Here is a 19,726-nt window from a genome sequence, read left to right as displayed (position 1 = left end):
GCCCCCAAACGTTTCCGTCCGGAAGCCCTCTCTCGTCTGTTTGGCGACTGACAGAGAATCACTTCCGCGAATCGCAGTCAAGTGTCTCGTGAGAGACGGCGTCGTTTTGGCGAGCCGATTTCCTTTGCCCTGAAGAGGCAAAGACATGCAGTCACACGCTCCAACGACGCCCTTTGGGCGGCGATCGCTGACGCTTGCCCATGTGGCAAGCCAAATGGGGGCTACAGCGCGGCCCCCTGAAAAGGTCGTGCACAAATGGCATATCTTCCACGCCATCTGTACGGCGCGGCCGCGCCTCGGGGTGTCCGAGCGCTCGCTTTCGGTGTTGAACGCGCTACTGACCTTCCATCCGGAGACGGCACTGACAGGGGAGGACGACCTGATCGTCTTTCCGTCCAACGACAAGCTCACGTTGCGCGCGCACGGCATGCCCGCTTCGACATTACGCCGCCACCTCGCCGTCCTGGTCGACGCTGGGTTGATCATTCGGCGTGATAGCCCAAACGGCAAGCGCTACGCGCGGAAGGACAACGCCGGCGAGATTGAGCTTGCCTTCGGCTTCGATCTGTCACCGCTCGTCGTGCGGTCAGAAGAGTTCGAGCACCTGGCGGCCGACATCGAAGCAGAGTCGCGCGCGCTCAGGCTTGTGCGCGAGCGCATCACGCTTTGCCGGCGCGACATCGCCAAGATGATTGCCACCGGCATCGAGGAAGGTGTTCCGACGCGTAGGGGAGGGCAGGGGCCGTCCGATTGGCAAGAGGTCCACGCCACCTTCAGGACGATGCTAGCCCAGGTTCCGAGGACCGCCACGCGTCAGCAGCTCGAGCCGATCGCTGACGAGTTGTCTCAACTCTCCGACGACGTGCTCAATCTTCTGGAAGCACACATCAAATCCAAGAATCCGAGCGCCAATGAGTCCCAGTCTGAGCGCCACATACAGAATTCAAACCCAAACCCCTTAATTGATCTTGAACCGGTCTTCCAAGAAGGCCGGGCGGCGAGGGCTGAGCCAAGCTCTCAACCGTCGCCGGTTGCGGAGGGATCGTATCCGTTGGGAATGGTGCTGGACGGGTGCCCCAGCCTTGTCGATTACGCCAAGGGCGGCATTTCGAATTGGCGGGATTTCATGGCGACCGCCGCGGTCGTTCGATCGATGTTGGGAATCAGCCCCAGCGCCTGGGAGGAGGCGCAAACCGTCATGGGCGAGGTGCAGGCGGCGATCGTCGTCGCGTGCATCCTGCAGCGCGGTACAGCGATCAATTCGGCCGGCGGTTACCTGCGCGGGTTGACGCGAAAGGCGCAGGCCGGCGAATTTTCCCTTGGTCCGATCCTGATGGCGCAGATCAATTCGCGCCTGCGCGAAAAGAAGCGGGCCTGATGCGCGGAGTCCGGGTCCGCGCGCTTTGTGGGCCTCGCCACGGGCGACCAGAGCTGATCGCCGCAGTAGGAGGAGGGCCTAGTCTAGCTGGCGGGCGTCCAAGCACCGGAGAACACGTCGGTGAACTTGGACTATGGAAGGTGTCACGATCGATTACCGACGCAGGATAGATGCAGCTGGATTAGGGAAATCCGGGTGGAACTTTGTCGGGTCGGGCTTGTGTCTAATGACACAAGGTGGTATATTTGTGTCAATTGGCATAGGAGTGGGATTATGAGCCAAATGTTGATTGCGCAGACAGCTGATCCCGCGACAAGCGAAGTGACCCAGGCGGAAGCCGCGGCAATGCTCCGGGCGGTGGTAAATCTCCTCCGGCTTTGGAAAGTAAACGATAGTCAGGCGCGGGTGCTTCTTGGGCAACCAAGTCCATCGACCTTCTATCGATGGAAACGGGGCGAGATCGGTGCGGTGCCACCTGACACCGTGTGGCGCCTCGGGGACCTGATGGGTATCCATAAAGCCTTGCGCCATCTTTTTACAGAACCGGAGCGCGGCTACGCTTGGGTTTCGAGACCTAATACGGCTTTCGGCGGCAAGTCGGCGCTTGATCGGATGTTGGCGGGAGCGCCAAGCGATCTGACGGCGGTCCGCAACTATCTTGACGCCGAGCGCGGTGGCTGGTGACGTCCATTCCGCCGCTTGCCGATGTCGATTGGTCTGTCAGCCATCGTATCATCCGCACGATCTATCCTCCTGTGTGGCTATTCGAAGACATCGCTGATCCCGCCGATTGGGATCTGATTGCGAGCGCCGAGGCGAAGACAAACCCGCGGGTGCGCGATCAAATCGGCGATCTCAGCCTAGTTCCCGTCGAACGGCGCGTCTCCGGTCCCACCTCTAGCCTGGCGATGGCGGCGTTCACCCATGTTTCCCGCGACCGTCCGGGACGCTTTTCCGACGGCAGTTATGGGGTCTGGTATTGTGGTGATCGGTTCGAGGTCGCTTTGGCTGAAACCGCACATCATTTCGAGCGGTTCATGGCACGCACGAATGAACCGCCGGCCGACGCGCAGTATCGCGAACTCAGAGCGCATATCGCCGGATCATTGCATGATTTGCGAAACGGCGGATTCGATGATTGTTTGCAGTCCGATGACTGGAAGCCAGCCCAGCGGCTTGCATTTTCATTGAAGGATTCCGGCAGCGAAGGAATTGTCTATCCAAGTGTGCGCTGGCCGACCGGGCAGGCAGTCGGGTTGTTCTGGCCGAATCTTATCCGCCTTCCTGTCGTTCAGGCGCGAACGCTTCAGTACCATTGGGATGGCACCCGGATGACACGGTATTTCATCATTGGTGAGGCCGACTGGTACGCGCGCCCGACACCTTGAAAAGCAGCCGCATGGCTTGACAAAGGCATCCTCCGGCGAGTTTTCAATCGGTCGATGATCGTCGCTTTGATGCGCAAGCAGAGCCAAAAAATGCGATCGCGTCATAATGACGGCCCCTAAAAAGCTGTGGCTGATCTGATTTGGGTGACCGGACAGCGGAGCTAAAATGTCGTCACGATCGTTCGCTATTGTGATGGCTTCTGTAGCTGTCCACAAACGGATTGGACGATGGCCTCGTCCAATAACGCGGCATCCGATGCGCGGAGGAGGCAATCATGGCCAATGATCGATCTGGCGCGCTAGATTTTGTGCCGTTCTTCGAGCCAGAAGCTTCCGACAATCTCTATCCGGATCGTTTCGTCGCAGGCTTTAAAGGTTCGGACGGTACGCGCTGGGGTGTTGTGCCGCTTGAATGCAGCATCGTCGAACGGGCAGTCTTGCTGAGTATAACGTTCAAACCACACCTAGATTCCAACGGAATGGTGCAGCCGTGGCCGAAAGATAATGACGACGAGATGTTTGGTGAGATGATGAAGCTTGGTCTGCTTGAAAAGGCAGGTCTCGATGACCTGATCGCGGAAACCCTGGAGGCCGACCAAAATGAGCCGGATCACGGCGCGGACGGCGTTTTACCCGAATACGTCGTGCTGCGCGATCGGCTGCAGAGGGCCCTGTCTCTTGTCGAACGAGAGATCGCGAAGCGTGCGGCCCGAAGTCCAAAAGGTGCGTAACCAAATAAATTGTTATTCACCGGTGCCAAGCCAAGTTCGGGATTGATCTTGCAGGGCCCATTCCTTCGAACAACTTCTTCTTCTCCATACTACAACGGCGCCCGCCCTTCTGGCTTTCATCCCTGGCACGAAGAAGGCGCCCGCACTCCGCTTCCGGCGAAGGTGTTCGTATGATCTAGATAGAGAGAGTGCGGTCTCGATGTTGTGTGGGGCTGACCCATAGGCCGGGGTCGTTATCTCGGGAGCAAGCTGGAGAACGTCGAATCACCGGCTGCCGTTGGCGTGGATATCCTTTGCGATCTGTCGGATACGGATACGCATAGAACGCCACTCGATGGCGAGTCGGATCGAGTCATACGCGATTCGTGCGGACCATCCGATTCCGGGCGTGTAGCGTCGCGAACCCATCTGCTGAACATGTTGGTTTGAACCAACAGTCTCAGATAACAGCTTCGCTTTTCTTTCTCCCCCGACGCGAATTTGCTGTCAGATCGTCGTCCGTGTTTGCCATCGGCCGACCCTGACTCTTCTGGCAGGGGATTTTGCCCGCGGTCTTTGACATGGTCCGGTTGATCACGGCGGCGCTGCGCGGTGTTGGTTCAAACCAACACCGCGTGTCGCAGGTCCAGCGAACACGCTTAACGGTACGTTGCATGATCGCAAAATCGCGGTCGCCGCCCGGATGACCATTGATGAAGCAGGCCCATATCCCATTGTCAGGGGCTGACCTATGAATACCCTCGTCATCAACAACCAGAAAGGCGGTGTCGGCAAGACGACCCTCGCCGTTCATCTGGCCTGGTTCATGGCGGAAGCCGGCCGTCGCGTTTTGATGATCGATGCCGACGCGCAAGGCAATGCGACCGACACGCTCAAACGTCACGTGGGAGAGACTTCGGCGGCCGGTCTATTCCGGCCGGCGGCGCGGATCGTCGCCAGCGGGGACAGTGGCATCACGTTGGCGCCAGCAGACAGCTCGTTGACCGACGTTGATCGCGGCAGTGCTGCTGCGGTGATGACTCTTCAGCAGAATCTTGTTGCTGCTGCTGAACTGTTCGACATTTGCGTCATCGACACACCGCCGTCGCTTGGACTTCGCAGCGTGGCATGTCTGGTTGCGGCCTCGCACGTGTTGGCGCCCATCTACCTTGAGGACTATTCGGTGAAGGGCGTCAAAGGCCTGCTGCAGACCGTGATCGGGGTGCAACAGCGTTACGGTCGCGAGGGCATGACCTTCCTCGGCTTGTTGCCATCAAACTTCAACACCAAATCGCCGCGCCAACGAAGCCATCTGGAGCAGTTGTTGCGCGAAGCCGGCAAGTATGTCTTCCCGGGCCAGATTGTGGCTCGCGACGGCTATGCTGAAGCTGTAGCGGAACGAGTTCCGGTGTGGAGTCTCAAGCGCCGCTCGGCTCAGGAAGCCGGCCGGGAAATCCGCGCTGTTCTCGCCAAGATCGCGGAACGGCTCGAGGAGGAGATGACTGATGACGCTTGATCTTAGTTTCAAAGATCTTGCCGACGTCGCTGAAAAAGGAAGCGGCGGCGCCGGGTCCCCGCTTCGTATCGCGGTCGAACGCATTGACGAAGACCCAGATCAGCCGCGCCGTGTCTTCAGCGAGCAGGAACTCGATGAACTTTCGGCGACGATCCGCGAACATGGCGTGCTGCAACCCGTCCTGGTTCGCCGGTCCAACCAGGAGGGCCGATACGTTATCGTCATGGGTGCGCGCCGTTATCGCGCTGCGCAGCGTGCCGGGTTACGGGAAATCCCGGCATTTTTGCAGAAGGGCGGTGAGCCGGATCGATACGCGCAGATGATCGAGAACATCCAACGCGACGATTTGCGCGCGCCCGAGATCGCCGCGTTCGTCGCGGGTCGTCTGGACGCCGGCGACACGCAGGCCGAAATTTCGCGAAAACTCGGCAAGCCAAGAGACTGGGTGTCGCGGTTCGCCTCGGTTCAGAGCATGCCAGAATTTCTTCGGGCGAGGCTTGAGAGCTCGTCGATCCGCGCGCTCTATGAGCTCTACCAGGCTTGGCGCTCCCATCCAGAAGCGGTCGAGCGCTTTTGCGCGACGCAGGACAGCTTTACCGATGCGCAGGCCCGCCAATTGGGCCGGGACTTGCGCGCCGAGTCTGATGACTTCAAAGCTCAGAGCCAGTCGGCCGCTGAATCTTCTTCACCGGAACGACGCGACTTGGCGCCGAGAGCCTCGCTGTGGCGGACGTCGAGCAAGGACAGAGAAGCAGACGCAGAAACCGGTGGCTCTCCGGCGAGGCTACGTGTCGCTCCACAATCGCGGTCGGCAGCATCCCTGACCATCAAAGTGCGGCATGAGCATCGGACCGGCCAGCTCGTTTTGGATCGCATCCCCTTACAGGGCAGCCGTCATGCCGTGGTGTTAGTCGATGGTGCGGAGGAGACGGAAGAAGTAGCCGTCTCGGCTCTCACGATCGAGGAGATCCTTTTGCCATGAGGTTCTTCTTCTATTGCTGTTGGAGCAACGAAGTCTTGCGGCGGGTACCGGTGGAGCGACTTTCCCATCCGAAGGATGGCGCGTTAGCGCAGCAGCCGAAGGCCGAACGCGCTCCCAATAGCGCTGTAGTGAGGCCGCAGGCTGCTGGAAAGTCGCGGTCCACATCGCCGACGTCAGTTAGTGCCTTCGTTTCCTTTGCTGCCGGCCGATCGGAATTCGCGATGGCTACCTGGTCAAAGAGGGACCGCGGGCGGAATTCGGCCGAGAGGGCAGAGCCCGCCGAGCGCTTGGCCGTGGCGAGCCCTGAACACAAAGAGTATTGGTTTGAACCAACAACGAGGAGTACGCTTTTTTGCTTTCTAGTGCAGGATAGGCTTCGCGCCAGCGATGTATTACATCGCGATTGGGATTGGAGTGCATGGCTCTGATCTCGCTTCGCGTCTCCGACGAAGTCGCGGCGGAGTTCTCAGTTCTCGCAGCGACCCAGGGCGGCAAATCCGCGCTGCTGCGGCGTCTTATTGCTGACGCACTAGGTGCACCAGCGCGGCGCATCTTGACGCTGCCGGTCGGACGGCCGGAGAAGGTGACCGTGCGATTTCGCGAGTGCGAGATGCGGCAGCTCGCAGAAGTTTCACATCAGCGTGGCATGACTCGAACTGGCTGGATCGTCGCGCTGGTGCGCTCCCGATTGGGGTCGCCAGTTCAACATTCCCCGGAGGAGCATGCCGCGCTTCGCGCCATCGTTCGCGAGCTCAACCGCATCGGTGGCAACATCAACCAGATCGCGCGCGCCGCAAACACCAGCGTGCTGCAGCGCAGGGCGGTTGAGCCCGATCTGTCCGCAATTCAAGAGGCCAAATTGGTCATTGAAAAGGAACTGGCACAGTTACGGAATGCGTTGAATGGCAACGCGGATTATTGGGATGGACGGCGATGAGTCGGCGCCGCTCGCCGCGGCCGACCGACCTGGCCTCCGAACTCCCGGCGATCTCTTATGTCTGGGAAACGCCCAATCGGCGTCCACGGCGCGCGGAATGGGACACTCCCGATCCGGCTATTTCCCGACGTCTCACGCCGGCGATGCGTGCAAAGCTCGAACGCATCGTGAGTCGAGTGCCGGAGGTGATGGTCAAGATTACCGGCCGCACCAAGGGCGTGGCGCATCTCAAATCGCACCTCGCCTACATTACCCGGAACGGCGAACTTGACGCCGAAACAGAGCAGGGCGCGGCGCTGACGGGCCGGTCCGGATTGAAGGATCTGCAGCAACGCTGGGAGGATGATGCTGTTCTCGACGACAAGCTCCGCCGCGATGGGTCGCTTTCGATCAACATCATTCTGTCGATGCCGGCGGGAACTGACGCGGTTGCGGTCAAGGATTCGGCGCGGGCGTTTGCGATTGAAACCTTCGGGAACAATCACGACTACGTCTTCGTCCAGCACCTTGACGACAAACACCCCCACGTCCATCTGTCCGTTCAGTCTTTGGGCCATGACGGCCGGCGTCTCAACCCACGTAAGGCAGACCTTCAGGCCTGGCGCGAACGGTTTGCCGGAGAGCTTCGGCTTCGCGGGATCGCGGCGGAGGCAACACCGCGACGAACCCGGGGACGAATTCGAAAAGCCGACCGCGGGGCGGTGCTGGCCTTGCGCAAGCGAAAGATTGCGCCCGAGGTCGATCGGCTGGCGCGGGAGGAGGTTCTCCGCGAGGTGAGGGGTGGCAAGACGACCGAACGACCTTGGGACGCCCGGATCCGGTCACGTCAGGACGCGATCCGGCAGCGATATCTCGACTACGCGGCTGAGCTGCAGCGCTCTGGGACGGCGCGCGATGACACGCTCGCGCGACAGATCCGTCAATTCGTGAAGGAAATGCCGGCGGTCGAAACCCGCCGGCATGTGTTGAAGAAGGAGCTTTCGGAGCTTGCCGATAGCCGGCGTCGCAGCGCGGAGCAGAGCGTCAATGTCGACCGGCGCGATGATACGCGACGCGACGAACGCAGCAAGTAGCCAGGCGTGGATCTGGGCCGGAAATCCGGTTAGCCAGATGGCCCTGTATTATGCCGCAACCTTCGATACGCCTGGAATATATCCCAGTTGCTGCTCCAGGGCGACCAGAGCCTGGCGGGCCGCCTCCAATCTCGTCGTGGCCTTGCTCAAGGCGTCCCACGCTTCGTTCGATCGCGAGACCGCCGCCAAGCCAGTTTGAAACAGATTGTCTTTGACTGATGATGCGCAGTCTTCGAGGATTGCGCGTTCAAGATCGGGCAGCATCCCCGTCATCGCTCGGCGCGATGAAGCTTCCGCTTGTTCCAGGCTCTCAACCGTGGCGAGGGCTTTGCGATAATGCCGCAGTGCCTCGATGGCTTTCTTTTCAAGATCGGCTTGGTCGCTCAATGGCTTTCTCTCCCGATAGAATGTTCGAGCCACTAGATGCCACTTCAAAACAAACGAAGGTTTAACGCAGGCAGCGGGGACGCGTTGAAAAACATCAATTCTTGATGCAAAAACCGCGTGTCATCCCGCCTAGAAACCTCTCCTGAGACGATCCTTTTGGGGACGGTGCCAAGGACGACTGCCAAATCATAGAATATCTGATTTTTAGATAATCTGTAAATCCGATTATTTGTCTGCCCCCTTGTCTCTGGGGCAGAAAATGCCACGAACGCTCCGATCTCCTCGGCAAAAGGCCCTGATCGCTCTCCTTATTGAGCAGCGGAAGAAATCCGGTTTGACGCAAGCCCAGCTCGCAAAGCGTTTGCGGCGCTATCAATCTTTTGTGGCCACAGTGGAAAGTGGCCAGCGGCGCATTGACGTTATTGAATTTCTGGATCTTGCAGAGGCCATCGGGTTTGATCCGATCGATGCAATCAAAAAGCTTCGCGCGTCGGCTCGTTCTCAGTAATTGGAAGAGCACCGTTTGTAGTACGAAAAACTGCTGTAGTTACGCATGCTCGGCAGACGAGCCGAGACTGACATCTATAGGTTTTCGATCAGCGAACTATTTTCAGGATGATTATAGAGCGGATCGGCTTAACCCTCTCAAGGCTGAAACAGGGGTTCGATTGCCCTGGCCGGCAACTTTCTAATACCATAACCATTTGAATTCAAAGTAAACTTCTTCTTGTATTACTGCCGATACCAACACAAATACCAACAGGATGACGCGCGGTATTCGCCGACAAAAATAAAACAGCAGGCTTCCCGCAGCGGGCACGCTTATGCCGTTCCGGACTCCACAATTGCCCTCGACCGGCATCGAACCCGGCTCTGACCCGAAATCCCGGAGGGTCGACCGTGAGGTTAAGAGGAGGCTCTCGTCATGCGTAACGCATCCGTTGTCCTCCACGATGCCGAGCGAGAGACTTACCTCGTGCTGGACGACCTTGGGGGACGACTCGATTGCCGCTCGGCGCGAGACCGACGCCGAAAGCGCTGATCGCGCGACGCTGATCCGCGATCTACTCGACGTCCCAATGACGATGGCGTGCCAATGTCCGGCAACTCACTGAACAAGGCGTTACGGACTTCGGCTGTGATACCAGCCGCTGGCGGCGACCACAGCACGCACGGCTTTCGCTCGACTGTTGCTTTCGTCAACGAAAAATGCTACAAAGCACTATATTTAAGCACTTTTCAAAGCAACCTTTTTCAAAATTTCCCTCACAACCAAATAGCAAAGGAGCTGCCAATGAGCGGCGACGGCATACTCGTGACTTACGACAACCCGATTAGCTACCCACAGATTATAGCGAGCCTCAAACGGGTCGGACGCATCAAATATGCCCCGACCAGGACTACGGTTCTACTTAGACTGCGAGACGGTAAGGACTACCGAGACTTGCGGCGAGCGGTTGTTTCCAATCTGCATCCGACGCGGGGAAATGCGACTTACGCAAATCTCGAATCTCAGAAGGCATTCGCCTACGGGCACATGACCAAATTCAAGTGGCGCAAAGGCTAACGCCCAAAACGAACATCCCCGCGCTTGGCGGGGATGTTCTCAACGATCGCCTTCCAGCGCGCCAGCGGAGTCCTTGCGCCGGCCTCCGCACCTCCCTGCGGCAGGCGATACCTTGCACCCTTCGCAGTCATCTCTCAATCGCGCTCATTCTGTTGCGTGTTTAGTTGGGCGTGGCCCGCGGCCGGGCTTTAGGCTTTGCCCGGAGCCGTGCGGATCTCGAAGCCGAGAACTGCCCTGTCTCCGCCCATGCGGGTCACAATCCCTCACGCTTGATGGTGAACGCCTCGCCGGAGGCACTCGGTCAAGCATCTGCCTGCGGCACCGCTATCACTGATGCGTGCGCCGGGTGCCTTCTTAACCGGTCTCGGGGTTGCACTCGACCCGGCATCTGCCTTCGGCATCGCTATCACTGATGCAGGTCCGGGTGCATGTCTCGGCTTCGCGTTGCTCCGCTCTGAAGCAAGAGCCACACCGTCCCAACCGCATCAAGGCCAGGCCCTCCGGGCGCTGCGCGGCCTTGACCCGGCCGTGCTGGCGAGGCGAGGGGCTGCCATCGGCTCTAAGCCGGAATCTGCGCAAAATACGCAATAGGCCTTCGATTGCTGTTTTTCCAGGCGCAATCTGAAGTTAGGTTGTGCGAGGGGGGAAAGCCAGGTGCGCTTCAGGAAATCCGAGGGTTTGAATGGTTCCGAGCAGATGCTTGCAGAGCTGTGCGAAAGATCGTTCCTGAAGCTGTGGACATACCCCAACCTGTTCAGAAAGCCGGGCAAAGAGCTGACCGATCTTCTGGTCGTGTTCGGCAACGACGTCATCATATTCTCGGCCAAGGCCTGCAGCTATCCCGATTCTGGCGACGCTGACCTTGACTGGTCGCGCTGGTTCAGGTTGTCGATCGCGGATTCTGCAAAGCAAATCGCCAAGGCTGAAAGGTCGATCCTCAGCTCTCCCGAGAAAATATTTCTGGACGCTAAATGCCTTGAACGGCTGCCAATCGCACTACCGGCCGCTGACGATATGCGAGTGCATCGCGTTTGCGTTGCGTTGGGAGCGTTGGATCGTGCCGAGGTTGAAACGGGCATCCGAGGCCTAAAGATCAAGCCAATGGTCTTGAACGATGAAGAACGGTTTACAGTGGGGACGATCGAAAAGGCATCCGGCTGGGTGCATGGGTTCGATGATGTAAGCCTGCCACTGGTTCTCAGCGAACTCTCGACCATCAACGACTTCATCCACTACCTGAATAGCAAGGTTGCGCTGTTTGTGACGGCACATTTCAAGTACGCCGCATCAGAAACAGATATCGTGGCCTACTACCTCTGGCATGGCCGGACTTTCCCCGCGCACGATCATGACTATTTCATCGAGCCCGGTCTGTGGGCCAAGATCGAGGCCTCTAAGGAGTTTTTGGCCGGCCGGGAAGCCAACAAGATCAGCCAATTCTGGGATGGACTCACTGAATACATCACAGATTATTATCTCAAAGAAACACTGGAACTAGGCAACGAAGTGAGCATGTCCGATTACGAAAGGGCAGCGCGCATCCTGGCGGGTGAAACCCGCTTTCATCGCAGGATTCTCTCGAAGGCGATCGTGGAGCGGCGAGAGATTGCCAGAAAGAACGAGATCGGTGCAATGCTGCCGTCACAGCAGGCGGACGTCAGCTACGTGCTTTACGTCGGGCGCGGTGATCAAGGCAAAGATCATGAAGCCTACCGCAAGGATCGCGCACAGATTCTGCAGCTTCGTTGTGCAGCTGCAAAGGCGGCCGATCCGCAGAAACGGTTCATTGTGGGAATAGCAATGGACGCCAGCGGCGTAAAAGGCTCGTCCGAAGATTTCGTGTTCATAGACACGGGCGAGTGGACCGCTGAGCAGATCGAGAAGGCTCAAAAAGTGCGGACTGAACTAGGGTATTTCACAGAGAGGACTGCCGTTCTGTCCCGCATCTCCGAGGACGAATACCCTGGCAGCCGAAGAGTGGTCGATGTTCGGAAACTGGCCGATGAATTGTCCAGCCTCACCGTGTCGGAATCGATTGAGCTTGCCGGAATGCTGAAGGAAGAATGGAAGCCGTCGGACCCCGAAGCCTAGTGCTGCTTGCCCTCGGCTAGCAGCTTGTCACCGCGAAATTCCTGAAGGTCGAGACTTCCTTTGCGCCCAGCAGGTCGCGCAGCGTCGTACCGTTAGCGTAGAGTTCGCCGTTACGGTTGATGGACGTTATCGAATGTCCTACCTTCTCCAATTGTCGGGCAGATTCTACGGCGATATCTACGCTTGCTAAGACATTGGCAAGCAAGACCTGCGGATAGATTTCAATCTGAAAAGACGCCATGAGCTGTAGCCTCATCGTACATTCGACTTTTAGAAAGTTATCACAGAGCTGCCGCCGCAATAAGCGGGGCCCGCGACTTGCGCACAGGCTAGCGCTATGGTTCCCGGGTGCGCAAAGCGTATTATCGTTTGTTGATGTGGTATGGTCGCGCCGGTCAGCGTCGCTGTCAGGCACAAGCATGAAATATCCAGGCCGGCGCTTTAAAAGCCTCGCCCACGCCTTCAAGGAAATCGAGCCGCACGTCCGGACTGGCAAGCCTCTCCAGACGGGCAAGCCGTTCGGCAATTTCGCGCGTATGCTCCCACGCGAGGTGCTCGCGAACTTGCTGATCTGCGCCGTCGGCAATTTCGAAAGCGAGCCCGAGCGGTTCAGGCTTGCCGGCTTGGATGATCCGATCGGCGGCGACGGCGTCATCGAGGATAGCGCTACTGAGGAAACTTTTCCGACCGAGCATGTGCTTGTGCCGGATTTGAAGGGCGGCGCAGCTGGGGATATTCAGGCGCTGATACTCGGTCAGATCGCGTTGAAGCAGGCAAAGGGCGAAGCTGCCTATGCCGGTGGAAAAACCCTTGTAGTGTTCGTGAATGCCGAGGGGGGCCCGTGGTTTCCTAACAGGGTCGCGAAGTCGCTGCCAACGCCCCTCGATTTCGCTGCGGTGTGGGTGGTGGGCCTCCATGGTGTGGAGAACGGCGAGTATTCTTACAACGTCATGCAGCTGGATCGGGAGGCTGGCGTTGCCGATATCTGGCGCGTACGGATCGCGGCGGATTTCAACAGCTGGCAGGTTGAGCGGGTTCAGTGTCGCTGATCATCCCCCAACAGGCCGGACCCGGCGGCGCGTGGCCGGTTCAGGTCGGGGCGCTCTGGCATAGCGCTTGGGACGTCGAGCAGGTTCTTCAAAAATACTGCAAGCAGATTTTCGCGCTGACCGGCGACGAGCAATTTCCCTATTGCCTGCTCGGAAGTGGCACGGCCGTCAGGTTCGCTAACCGGCACTTTGTTTTCTGCTGCGTTCATCAGGTTCGGGATTACACGCCCGACAGGATAGCGATTCCGCTGTCTTTCGACTCAAAGATAATGAGCGCGGCAACTACCCGCGCGCTCATGGTGACCGACGAGAACAGGGACGGTGACGCCATAGACGTCGCCGCATTTGAGTTCGACGTGGCCGGCTATGACGTGGCGAACCTGACCAACGAGTTTTTTCCAATCGGTGACGCGCGGGTTTGGCCAACCGGTACGGCCCAAAAGCCGTTTATGGCTTTTGGTTACCCCTCGCAGCGTCAGCTGTTCGACGAGGACCGCATCAGAGCAAAGTGTATTTCGGTTCAGGCGGTTTACGACGGCGGGACGTCGTCGCCGCATCTGCAGCGTGTAACAATAGAAAAGGCGATTGACGCCGACGGCATGAGTGGTGGCCCGGTCTTCTACATTGGGGGCGCCCCAGGCAACCACTTCGCTGGCATGGCTGGGATGGTTATGCGCGGTGGAGGCAATCACCTTCACTTCATGAGCGCGGGCTTCATGCTGGATTTGGCGCTTGAATCCGCAACTGAATCATGGTCCGGATGGCCCAAATACCAGGGCGGTTCTACAAGCCTTTGACGAAAAATCGCTGACCAACGCAGGGGCGGAACGGATGAAACGGCTTGAAGCGGCCTTTGTGGCCGTTCTCTCTATCCTTTCAATTTCCGGGGTTCAGGCCGAACCGATCAGCGTTAATGCGATTGCGGTGGTCGATGGCGACACCATCGATGTCGGGCTGCACCGTTATCGGATGATTGGTTACGACACCCCGGAAATCAAAACTCCCCGGCGCAAGGTGTCGGCGGATGAGAAGGCTTTGGCGACGATTGCCAAAGAACGGTTTGTCGAGCTGCTGCACAGCGGCCCGCTTGATCTGACAGAGGTCAGGTGCTCCTGCCCGGAGGAGACCATCGGCACCAGGCAATGCAATGGCGGCCGGAAGTGCGGTATCCTAACTCTCAACGGCAAGAACATAGGGGATACGCTGATCGCGGAAGAGCTGGCCGTTCCGTATGTGTGCCGCGAGACGCGTTGCCCGCGCATGCCAAACTGGCCGAAAATAATCGAGTCGCAACTTCCGTCACCGAGGCCGCAATGACCATCCAGCACGACGAAGCGCGCAAGCTGTTGCCGATTATCGTCAAGGCGGCCAGGTCAAACCAGTACCTCAGATACCAGGACGCCGCCGAATTACTGGGCCGACCGAGGGACAACGCCCGCACGGTTGCGCAGGTATGCGATTTGCTGGATTCGGCCGCAGCGCTCGCTGACGTGCCGCTGCTGGCCCTGGTTGTCGTGCTGACCGCGGAAAACAAGATCAATCCCAAGGCTTGGACAGCCAACTACGTCGAACCGGGCATTCGTGACGGGATTATCAGGCGGTCAAAGGGGCACACGTTCACCGATGCGGATTTCAAGGCGATTGCGCTCGCCCTGGAGGAATTGAAGGGTCACAGCAATCGAACGGCGTGGAAGTATCTTGCGACCCTTATGCCGTCTGCCGAGCGACGCCGTCGACTTGCAGGCATGGCGGGCGTTGCGCTCGCCGATGACGCGATCAACGATCTTGATGATCTGGGCGCGGACAGTCCGGGTTACAAGATCGTGTTAGCCAAGCAGTATGCGCGAGATCAAAAGGTAAGGGCAGCCGTCAAGGCGCGTGCGGGCGGCAGATGCGAGTATTGTGGGGAGGAAGGCTTTCTCTGTGAGGACGGCACGCGATACCTTGAGTGTCATCACATCATTGCCTTGGCGAACGACGGCGCCGACCGCATGAGCAACGTCATCGCCATATGCCCCGACGATCACCGCGAGGCGCACTTTGGAAAGCGCCGTGCTGAAATCGAACTAGATATGATTGCTAAGGTGAAGGCCGCCGAAGCACGCCGCCTTGGCGGCTAGCGTCCGGCCGAGCGTTGCATAAATCAAAATAAATGCAACACTGGTCATCATCAGTCTGCGCAACGGCTTTGACCGTTGCATTAGTCTGTTGCAAATTGGCAGTGCAACGGCTTTGACCGTTGCATTAGTCTGTTGCAAATTGGCAGTCTTGAAATACGGATACGCCCGCGTCTCTACCACCGATGCTGACCATGCTTTCAGCTTTTGCGCAGCTGGAGCGCGCTTTTATTCTGGCGAGGACGCACGAGGGGCGGAACGCGCCAGGGCGCAAGGCCGCAAGTTCGGGCCAAAGTTAAACTCAACGAGGAGCAGATCGCGCATGCGCGGGATCTCCAGCGGGAAGGACGCGGGATGCGTGAGATTGGCAAATTGCTTGGCTGCAATGCTTCAACAGTCTCGCGCGCCCTGCAATTACAACAACAAGACGAGGAGGAAACCAGCGCATGACCGCAATTATCATGAATCGCATCATCCATCGCCGCAACATGGCACGGTTTTACAAGCTGGATGTTCAACCCACTCTGTTCGGCGAGTGGTCGTTCATCCGGGAATGGGGACGCGTTGGTCGACCTGGGACCGTGCGGTTCGAGATGCATCGCACCCGGGGAGCGGCCGATATCGCGTTGATTGCCAAATGGACGGAGAAACGGAAGCGTGGCTACCGATAAATCGTACAGTCGTATTTACGATCTTGCGCTTTCAAGTTGTAAGGCGATACTCTCGATCTATGCGCTCTTGAGGCCGCTACAGTCGCCAATTGCCGGCGTGACTATTTGACTGCTGTTTTTTGGAACGGGGAAGGTTGTGCTTGCGCGAAAGTTCTTTATCGGCGTAACAGCCCTGCTTTTCGGGTGGTTCTTTGCAGTTCCGGCAATCGCTCAAGAGTCCGCCCGCATTGCAAAATGTTTGGCTATCCAGAATGTGGACGAGAGAGTTGATTGCCTGGAGAGCAGGGGAAACATACCCGATCCACCAGCGCAGAATTCGGTTCGAACCAGGCCACCGCAATCAGGGCCTAGCTACGATTGTCGTGCGGCGACCACGTCGATTGAGCGCGCGATCTGCGCAGACACAACACTTTCTGAGTGGGATATGCGGATGGGCCAGCAGTATCAGCAGGCCCTTGGACTGAGGAAGGGACCAGATTATCAGGCCTTGGTCGTAAGCCAACGGTCCTGGATACAACAGAGAAATACTGTTTGTGGTGGGGCCGCCGGAACGGTCGTCTGGTCGTGTGTGCTGGATATGACAAAGCAGCGTATCGCGGTACTATCGGAGGCGCCTCCTGCGAGTGTTGATCCGACGTCGGCAGCCCCACCTTCACCGCTCCCACAGCCGAGGACGCAGAACGTGCCCCCTGCGGCCTCGCCCTCTGTTGCGCAGCGAGGTCCCGATGGAACGGTAGCCCCGAAGCCGAATGTCACTCCTGAGCCGTCCAGCGGGATCAATCCCCTGCTGGTAGGCATTTTCATTGTGGGAGGTGTCATCGGTGCCATTGTCGTTTTCAACAATATAAGGCGGCGAGAGGAGGAGAGGCGGCGCGCTGCGGAACGGCAGCGGCTCGTCGATAAGTACGGTGATGAGATCGCCGACCGCATCCTCGCGCATACGATCTGGCAGGGAATGACCGAAGAGCAACTGCTAGAGTCCTGGGGCGGGCCCGTTGATAAGGATCAGGAGATCAAGAAAGCCACAACCAAGGAAACGTGGAAATACGGGCAGACCGGACGAAATCGCTTCAGCAATCGCGTTTTTTTGGAGAACGGCATTGTCATCGGCTGGAAGCAATAGGGTTGGTCAACGCGATACCGCCTTGTAGTTCTCGTCAGCTTGAAGATATTCAGCGTAGGCAGCTTCGACGGGTACCCGGAGTTGCGTGCGCGCGTTTAACGCCCGCGCATGCAACTGCCTCAGTTCCTCGTAACCGCTGCGCACGGCTTGCTCTAGCTTTCGCCGTTCTACGGCCATCTCATGCTCAATCTTATCGATGTCGCGCCTGTCAACACCGGTTGCAGGGTTGAACCTGAATCTAGCTTCCAGCGACTGCCGCCACGCATACAGGGCGCCGCATAATTTCGGGCCAAATCCAGGAACTGTCTCGACCGTTCTGCTCAGCAGGTCGGCAGCCGTTTCAATCCCGTAGGACTGTAGCGTGCGTTTGCGCCCTTCGCCGATACCTTCAATGCGCGCCTTGTCGATCTCGTAGTTGTCGAGATAGCGCGAAAGCTGTGCTTGCTTTACCGACGCCCTGAGTTGATCGAGTTTTGTTTTTTTAAGGGTCGGGAGGTAATCGACCGCTGCTCTTAGCTTTAGGACTTCCTGCCTTTTGCTATCGAACCCGGCCGATCCTGTCCTTTCGCTCCACTGCTGATGAGCACGCTTCCAGGTGTCTCTCGCTTTTGCCTCGGCATCACGGAATTTGTAAACGTCGCTCGATTTGTCGAGCCATCTGCGAGCGCCAAAGAACGAGACTAGCGCGGCAATGAGAAACAGAAGCGGCGCTGGCGCGCTCATGCCGCCAAAGACACCTATTGCGCCAACAGCCAATGCCAGGCCAAAGGCCATAATGTTTGCCCGACGGAAAGAGTCCGCCACAGAAACAGCCTCAGCGCTCGGCGGCGGGCGAGGAGCGCCGATGTCGGGAGCCGGCCCGGGGCTTTGCAGGGCCTCGATCTGGCGCCAGAGGGTTGTCAGATCGGAAGCTGTGACTTCGCCTGCAAGGGCAACAAAAGGAAACAGCTCCACGCGTGTGACCGCTTCTATGGGGCACCACGGACACGCACCAGCTTTGTGATGCCAATGCGAGGGGTTCGCCCGGCATTGGGCAAGATTCTTTTCAAGGCCGGTTAAGGCCTGCACCCATTCCTGAGGTTCCGGCCTGCCGCCGTTGACCATCTGCTTCGCGAAGGCCCGCTCAAAAAGAAACGCGACTTCGTCGCCGACGATCGAGAGGGCGGGCGTGTTCGGGGGTCGATCCATTTGCACGTCGGCGCGCATTGCGCTGTATGCAAACCGAAGTTCTGATATGGCCTTCGGAATCGGCATGTCGCCCCGACCCAGAAAGCGGCCGGCGAACGGATGGCGTCCCATAAACAGAAGGAGAAAAATCATGATGGCGAGGCCGAAGCCATCATGGTTCGCCGTTCTAATGACCTCACGCAGGTGTTTTCCTTGGAGTTCGGGCGGCGTGAACGTCTCGACGCCGACCTCGCAGGGATATCGCTTTCCCTGGTCGATGATTTGAAAGCTGTCGCAATCGATCAGCTTGACCGTGGCATCCGTCGCGACCAGGACGCTGGCCTCGTTGATGTCTCCGATGATGCTGCCTGTGGCGTGGATGGCGCCGAACGACCGGGCTGTGTTCGCGCAAGCGCGAACCAGAAAGCGCCAATCAGCCCGTGTAAACTCCGTCAGACGGCTCTTAGGGCTGTATAGTTTGTGAATGTCCTTGGCGTTCTTGACACGTGGCAACAGCAGTCCAACGGGGACGCGCCCAGACTTTGAGAGCAGGAGGCCCGCGGGCCACGCCGACACCTGCTTAAGAATACCGTTTGAGAGTGCCGACATCACTTGGATTTTGGCGGTTCTCTCGGCGGAAAGGGGGCTGTGGTAAATCTTGGCTACAAGCTCGTCCGATGACGTGATGCCGTAGACGATACCTTCGCCGCCCCGGCCAACCACGTCGCTAAGGCGGATTTCGCGACCAGACGAGTCAACTACTTCAGGAGTCGGCATCGGCAGCAGGCGGTTGGTGTTCACGGCGCGTGGCAAGCACCAGCGACTTATCGTCGTCGGTGCGAGTGCAGACAATTTCGGAGGCCAGATAGTTTGAAAGGCTAACCGACAGGCCATCGTCCAGGCCGTCGGTCAGGGCCTCGCAAACGGGCGCAATCATCCGATTGAAGAAGGGGTCGTGGACCGTCTTGGTTGCATAGTGCAGGACCAGGCTCTCGATACCGTCTGAAAAAGAAGAGAAGCTTTCTATCTTGCGGGACGCTGACGCAAATTCCATCACTTCGGAAGCGTTGCTCGTTGTGATGAAGTTGGTGGTGTTGATGTATTCGCCGTGCTGCGGCCAAAAGATGTAAGACCAGCCGTCGTCGCCCTGCTCGCGAACGACCATGGCACCATCGCCAACCTGAAAAAAAGCGGCGCTGTCGGGTGCTATAATTGCAACGAGGAGGGTACACGCAAACTCCCTCACTGACGCACCCGACTCGGCAGCGAGCGTCGATATAACCGTTTGAATTTGGGCGAGCCAGCTTAGCGCTGTGTCCCGTTTAATCGATCCGACGTTACCGTCCGCTTCAAGAAAATTTTCAACCAGGAAGGTGGCAGTTGTCACTGCGGCACGCGATCCGATCTCAGAGTGGGCGGCGCTACCCGCACCATCCGAGACCGCGGAGATCAGGATTGGTCCAGCCAGCGTATTGACCAGCCGGACACGCACGCTGTCTTGGCATGGTTGACCAGTCTTGGTGTGCGAGGTGCCAATAGCCGACGTGGCGGCTATCCGCCATGTCATCGA

General features: G+C 58.3%; 21 protein-coding genes and 1 pseudogene. 17 read left to right on the top strand and 5 right to left on the bottom strand.

Features of this window, described 5'->3' with window-relative positions:
• The first annotated feature begins 145 nt into the window (after positions 1 to 145).
• The 4 genes from repC to ACEK02_RS16130 all read left to right on the top strand — a co-directional run bounded on the left by repC (position 146) and on the right by ACEK02_RS16130 (position 3,497).
• Positions 146 to 1,378 carry a plasmid replication protein RepC gene (gene repC, locus ACEK02_RS16145; protein ID WP_371422620.1) on the top strand — a complete coding sequence of 411 codons (1,233 nt, stop codon included), beginning with the start codon at positions 146 to 148 and terminating at the stop codon, positions 1,376 to 1,378.
• A gap of 273 nt (positions 1,379 to 1,651) precedes the next feature.
• Positions 1,652 to 2,062, top strand: a complete 411-nt coding sequence (locus ACEK02_RS16140) for an antitoxin Xre/MbcA/ParS toxin-binding domain-containing protein (RefSeq protein WP_371422619.1) — start codon at positions 1,652 to 1,654, stop codon at positions 2,060 to 2,062.
• Positions 2,059 to 2,766 (top strand): RES family NAD+ phosphorylase, encoded by a 708-nt coding sequence (locus ACEK02_RS16135; protein WP_371422618.1) that lies wholly within the window; start codon positions 2,059 to 2,061, stop codon positions 2,764 to 2,766. Before ACEK02_RS16140 ends, ACEK02_RS16135 begins: the two co-directional genes overlap by 4 nt.
• 275 nt (positions 2,767 to 3,041) lie before the next feature.
• A complete protein-coding gene (locus ACEK02_RS16130) occupies positions 3,042 to 3,497 on the top strand; it encodes a hypothetical protein (RefSeq protein ID WP_371422617.1) in 456 nt (151 codons plus the stop codon).
• Between the two features lie 439 nt (positions 3,498 to 3,936).
• On the opposite strand, the gene ACEK02_RS16125 is transcribed toward ACEK02_RS16130, so the two are convergent.
• Positions 3,937 to 4,350: a hypothetical protein gene (locus tag ACEK02_RS16125; RefSeq protein WP_371422636.1), complete on the bottom strand. Its 414-nt coding sequence runs from the start codon at positions 4,348 to 4,350 to the stop codon at positions 3,937 to 3,939.
• Between ACEK02_RS16125 and ACEK02_RS16120 the strand changes: the two genes are divergently transcribed.
• From ACEK02_RS16120 to ACEK02_RS16105, 4 genes are all read left to right on the top strand, one after another.
• Positions 4,243 to 4,992: a ParA family protein gene (locus ACEK02_RS16120; RefSeq protein WP_371422633.1), complete on the top strand. Its 750-nt coding sequence runs from the start codon at positions 4,243 to 4,245 to the stop codon at positions 4,990 to 4,992. The genes ACEK02_RS16125 and ACEK02_RS16120 overlap by 108 nt on opposite strands.
• A complete protein-coding gene (locus ACEK02_RS16115; protein WP_371422616.1) occupies positions 4,982 to 5,974 on the top strand; it encodes a ParB/RepB/Spo0J family partition protein in 993 nt (330 codons plus the stop codon). Before ACEK02_RS16120 ends, ACEK02_RS16115 begins: the two co-directional genes overlap by 11 nt.
• Before the next feature lie 418 nt (positions 5,975 to 6,392).
• Positions 6,393 to 6,911 (top strand): plasmid mobilization relaxosome protein MobC, encoded by a 519-nt coding sequence (gene mobC / locus ACEK02_RS16110; protein WP_371422615.1) that lies wholly within the window; start codon positions 6,393 to 6,395, stop codon positions 6,909 to 6,911.
• The gene (locus tag ACEK02_RS16105; protein WP_371422614.1) at positions 6,893 to 7,984 is read left to right on the top strand and encodes a relaxase/mobilization nuclease domain-containing protein; all 1,092 of its coding nucleotides are present in this window, start codon (positions 6,893 to 6,895) and stop codon (positions 7,982 to 7,984) included. The genes mobC and ACEK02_RS16105 overlap by 19 nt, the downstream gene beginning before the upstream one ends.
• Positions 7,985 to 8,032: 48 nt before the next feature.
• Here ACEK02_RS16105 and ACEK02_RS16100 read toward each other — a convergent pair whose 3' ends face one another.
• Positions 8,033 to 8,371, bottom strand: coding sequence for a hypothetical protein (locus ACEK02_RS16100; RefSeq protein WP_371422613.1), 339 nt, complete (start codon positions 8,369 to 8,371; stop codon positions 8,033 to 8,035).
• Between the two features lie 259 nt (positions 8,372 to 8,630).
• Here ACEK02_RS16100 and ACEK02_RS16095 point away from each other — a divergent pair, with 259 nt between their 5' ends.
• The gene (locus tag ACEK02_RS16095; protein ID WP_371422612.1) at positions 8,631 to 8,879 is read left to right on the top strand and encodes a helix-turn-helix domain-containing protein; all 249 of its coding nucleotides are present in this window, start codon (positions 8,631 to 8,633) and stop codon (positions 8,877 to 8,879) included.
• Positions 8,880 to 10,592: 1,713 nt separating this feature from the next.
• Positions 10,593 to 12,029, top strand: a complete 1,437-nt coding sequence (locus ACEK02_RS16090) for a hypothetical protein (RefSeq protein WP_371422611.1) — start codon at positions 10,593 to 10,595, stop codon at positions 12,027 to 12,029.
• A 16-nt stretch (positions 12,030 to 12,045) separates the two neighbouring features.
• On the opposite strand, the gene ACEK02_RS16085 is transcribed toward ACEK02_RS16090, so the two are convergent.
• Positions 12,046 to 12,270: a hypothetical protein gene (locus tag ACEK02_RS16085; protein ID WP_371422610.1), complete on the bottom strand. Its 225-nt coding sequence runs from the start codon at positions 12,268 to 12,270 to the stop codon at positions 12,046 to 12,048.
• Here ACEK02_RS16085 and ACEK02_RS16080 point away from each other — a divergent pair.
• From ACEK02_RS16080 to ACEK02_RS16050, 7 genes and pseudogenes are all read left to right on the top strand, one after another.
• Positions 12,269 to 13,078 (top strand): hypothetical protein, encoded by an 810-nt coding sequence (locus ACEK02_RS16080; RefSeq protein WP_371422609.1) that lies wholly within the window; start codon positions 12,269 to 12,271, stop codon positions 13,076 to 13,078. The two genes, ACEK02_RS16085 and ACEK02_RS16080, sit on opposite strands and share 2 nt — an antisense overlap.
• Complete coding sequence (locus tag ACEK02_RS16075) at positions 13,069 to 13,875, top strand: hypothetical protein (protein ID WP_371422608.1); 807 nt, start codon at positions 13,069 to 13,071, stop codon at positions 13,873 to 13,875. Before ACEK02_RS16080 ends, ACEK02_RS16075 begins: the two co-directional genes overlap by 10 nt.
• Complete coding sequence (locus tag ACEK02_RS16070; RefSeq protein WP_371422607.1) at positions 13,811 to 14,395, top strand: thermonuclease family protein; 585 nt, start codon at positions 13,811 to 13,813, stop codon at positions 14,393 to 14,395. The genes ACEK02_RS16075 and ACEK02_RS16070 overlap by 65 nt, the downstream gene beginning before the upstream one ends.
• Positions 14,392 to 15,198, top strand: coding sequence for an HNH endonuclease (locus ACEK02_RS16065; RefSeq protein ID WP_371422606.1), 807 nt, complete (start codon positions 14,392 to 14,394; stop codon positions 15,196 to 15,198). Before ACEK02_RS16070 ends, ACEK02_RS16065 begins: the two co-directional genes overlap by 4 nt.
• Before the next feature lie 443 nt (positions 15,199 to 15,641).
• The gene (locus ACEK02_RS16060) at positions 15,642 to 15,866 is read left to right on the top strand and encodes a WGR domain-containing protein (protein ID WP_371422605.1); all 225 of its coding nucleotides are present in this window, start codon (positions 15,642 to 15,644) and stop codon (positions 15,864 to 15,866) included.
• A gap of 136 nt (positions 15,867 to 16,002) precedes the next feature.
• Positions 16,003 to 16,458, top strand: a pseudogene (locus ACEK02_RS16055) (lysozyme inhibitor LprI family protein); the annotation flags it as partial.
• A gap of 90 nt (positions 16,459 to 16,548) precedes the next feature.
• On the top strand, positions 16,549 to 16,989 hold the full coding sequence (locus tag ACEK02_RS16050) for a hypothetical protein (protein WP_371422635.1): 441 nt from the start codon (positions 16,549 to 16,551) through the stop codon (positions 16,987 to 16,989).
• Positions 16,990 to 16,995: 6 nt separating this feature from the next.
• Here the strand turns inward: ACEK02_RS16050 and ACEK02_RS16045 are convergent, their stop codons facing one another.
• Together ACEK02_RS16045 and ACEK02_RS16040 are read right to left on the bottom strand one after the other, a co-directional pair.
• Positions 16,996 to 18,957: a hypothetical protein gene (locus ACEK02_RS16045; protein ID WP_371422604.1), complete on the bottom strand. Its 1,962-nt coding sequence runs from the start codon at positions 18,955 to 18,957 to the stop codon at positions 16,996 to 16,998.
• Complete coding sequence (locus tag ACEK02_RS16040; protein WP_371422603.1) at positions 18,920 to 19,723, bottom strand: PP2C family serine/threonine-protein phosphatase; 804 nt, start codon at positions 19,721 to 19,723, stop codon at positions 18,920 to 18,922. The genes ACEK02_RS16045 and ACEK02_RS16040 overlap by 38 nt, the downstream gene beginning before the upstream one ends.
• Between the last annotated feature and the right edge of the window lie 3 nt (positions 19,724 to 19,726).

Source organism: Tardiphaga sp. (assembly GCF_041424195.1).
GTDB lineage: Bacteria > Pseudomonadota > Alphaproteobacteria > Rhizobiales > Xanthobacteraceae > Tardiphaga.
Note: the sequence above shows the minus strand (reverse complement) of the source record. Positions and strands in the feature narration are given on the sequence as shown.

Excerpts from the sequence above, each read along its gene's own strand:
- repC (WP_371422620.1), top strand. The coding sequence starts at position 146 with ATGCAGTCACACGCTCCAACGACGCCCTTTGGGCGGCGATCGCTGACG.
- ACEK02_RS16140 (WP_371422619.1), top strand. The coding sequence starts at position 1,652 with ATGAGCCAAATGTTGATTGCGCAGACAGCTGATCCCGCGACAAGCGAA.
- ACEK02_RS16130 (WP_371422617.1), top strand. The coding sequence starts at position 3,042 with ATGGCCAATGATCGATCTGGCGCGCTAGATTTTGTGCCGTTCTTCGAG.
- ACEK02_RS16115 (WP_371422616.1), top strand. The coding sequence starts at position 4,982 with ATGACGCTTGATCTTAGTTTCAAAGATCTTGCCGACGTCGCTGAAAAA.
- mobC (WP_371422615.1), top strand. The coding sequence starts at position 6,393 with ATGGCTCTGATCTCGCTTCGCGTCTCCGACGAAGTCGCGGCGGAGTTC.
- ACEK02_RS16095 (WP_371422612.1), top strand. The coding sequence starts at position 8,631 with ATGCCACGAACGCTCCGATCTCCTCGGCAAAAGGCCCTGATCGCTCTC.
- ACEK02_RS16080 (WP_371422609.1), top strand. The coding sequence starts at position 12,269 with ATGAGCTGTAGCCTCATCGTACATTCGACTTTTAGAAAGTTATCACAG.
- ACEK02_RS16085 (WP_371422610.1), bottom strand. The coding sequence starts at position 12,270 with ATGGCGTCTTTTCAGATTGAAATCTATCCGCAGGTCTTGCTTGCCAAT.
- ACEK02_RS16065 (WP_371422606.1), top strand. The coding sequence starts at position 14,392 with ATGACCATCCAGCACGACGAAGCGCGCAAGCTGTTGCCGATTATCGTC.
- ACEK02_RS16060 (WP_371422605.1), top strand. The coding sequence starts at position 15,642 with ATGACCGCAATTATCATGAATCGCATCATCCATCGCCGCAACATGGCA.
- ACEK02_RS16040 (WP_371422603.1), bottom strand. The coding sequence starts at position 19,723 with ATGACATGGCGGATAGCCGCCACGTCGGCTATTGGCACCTCGCACACC.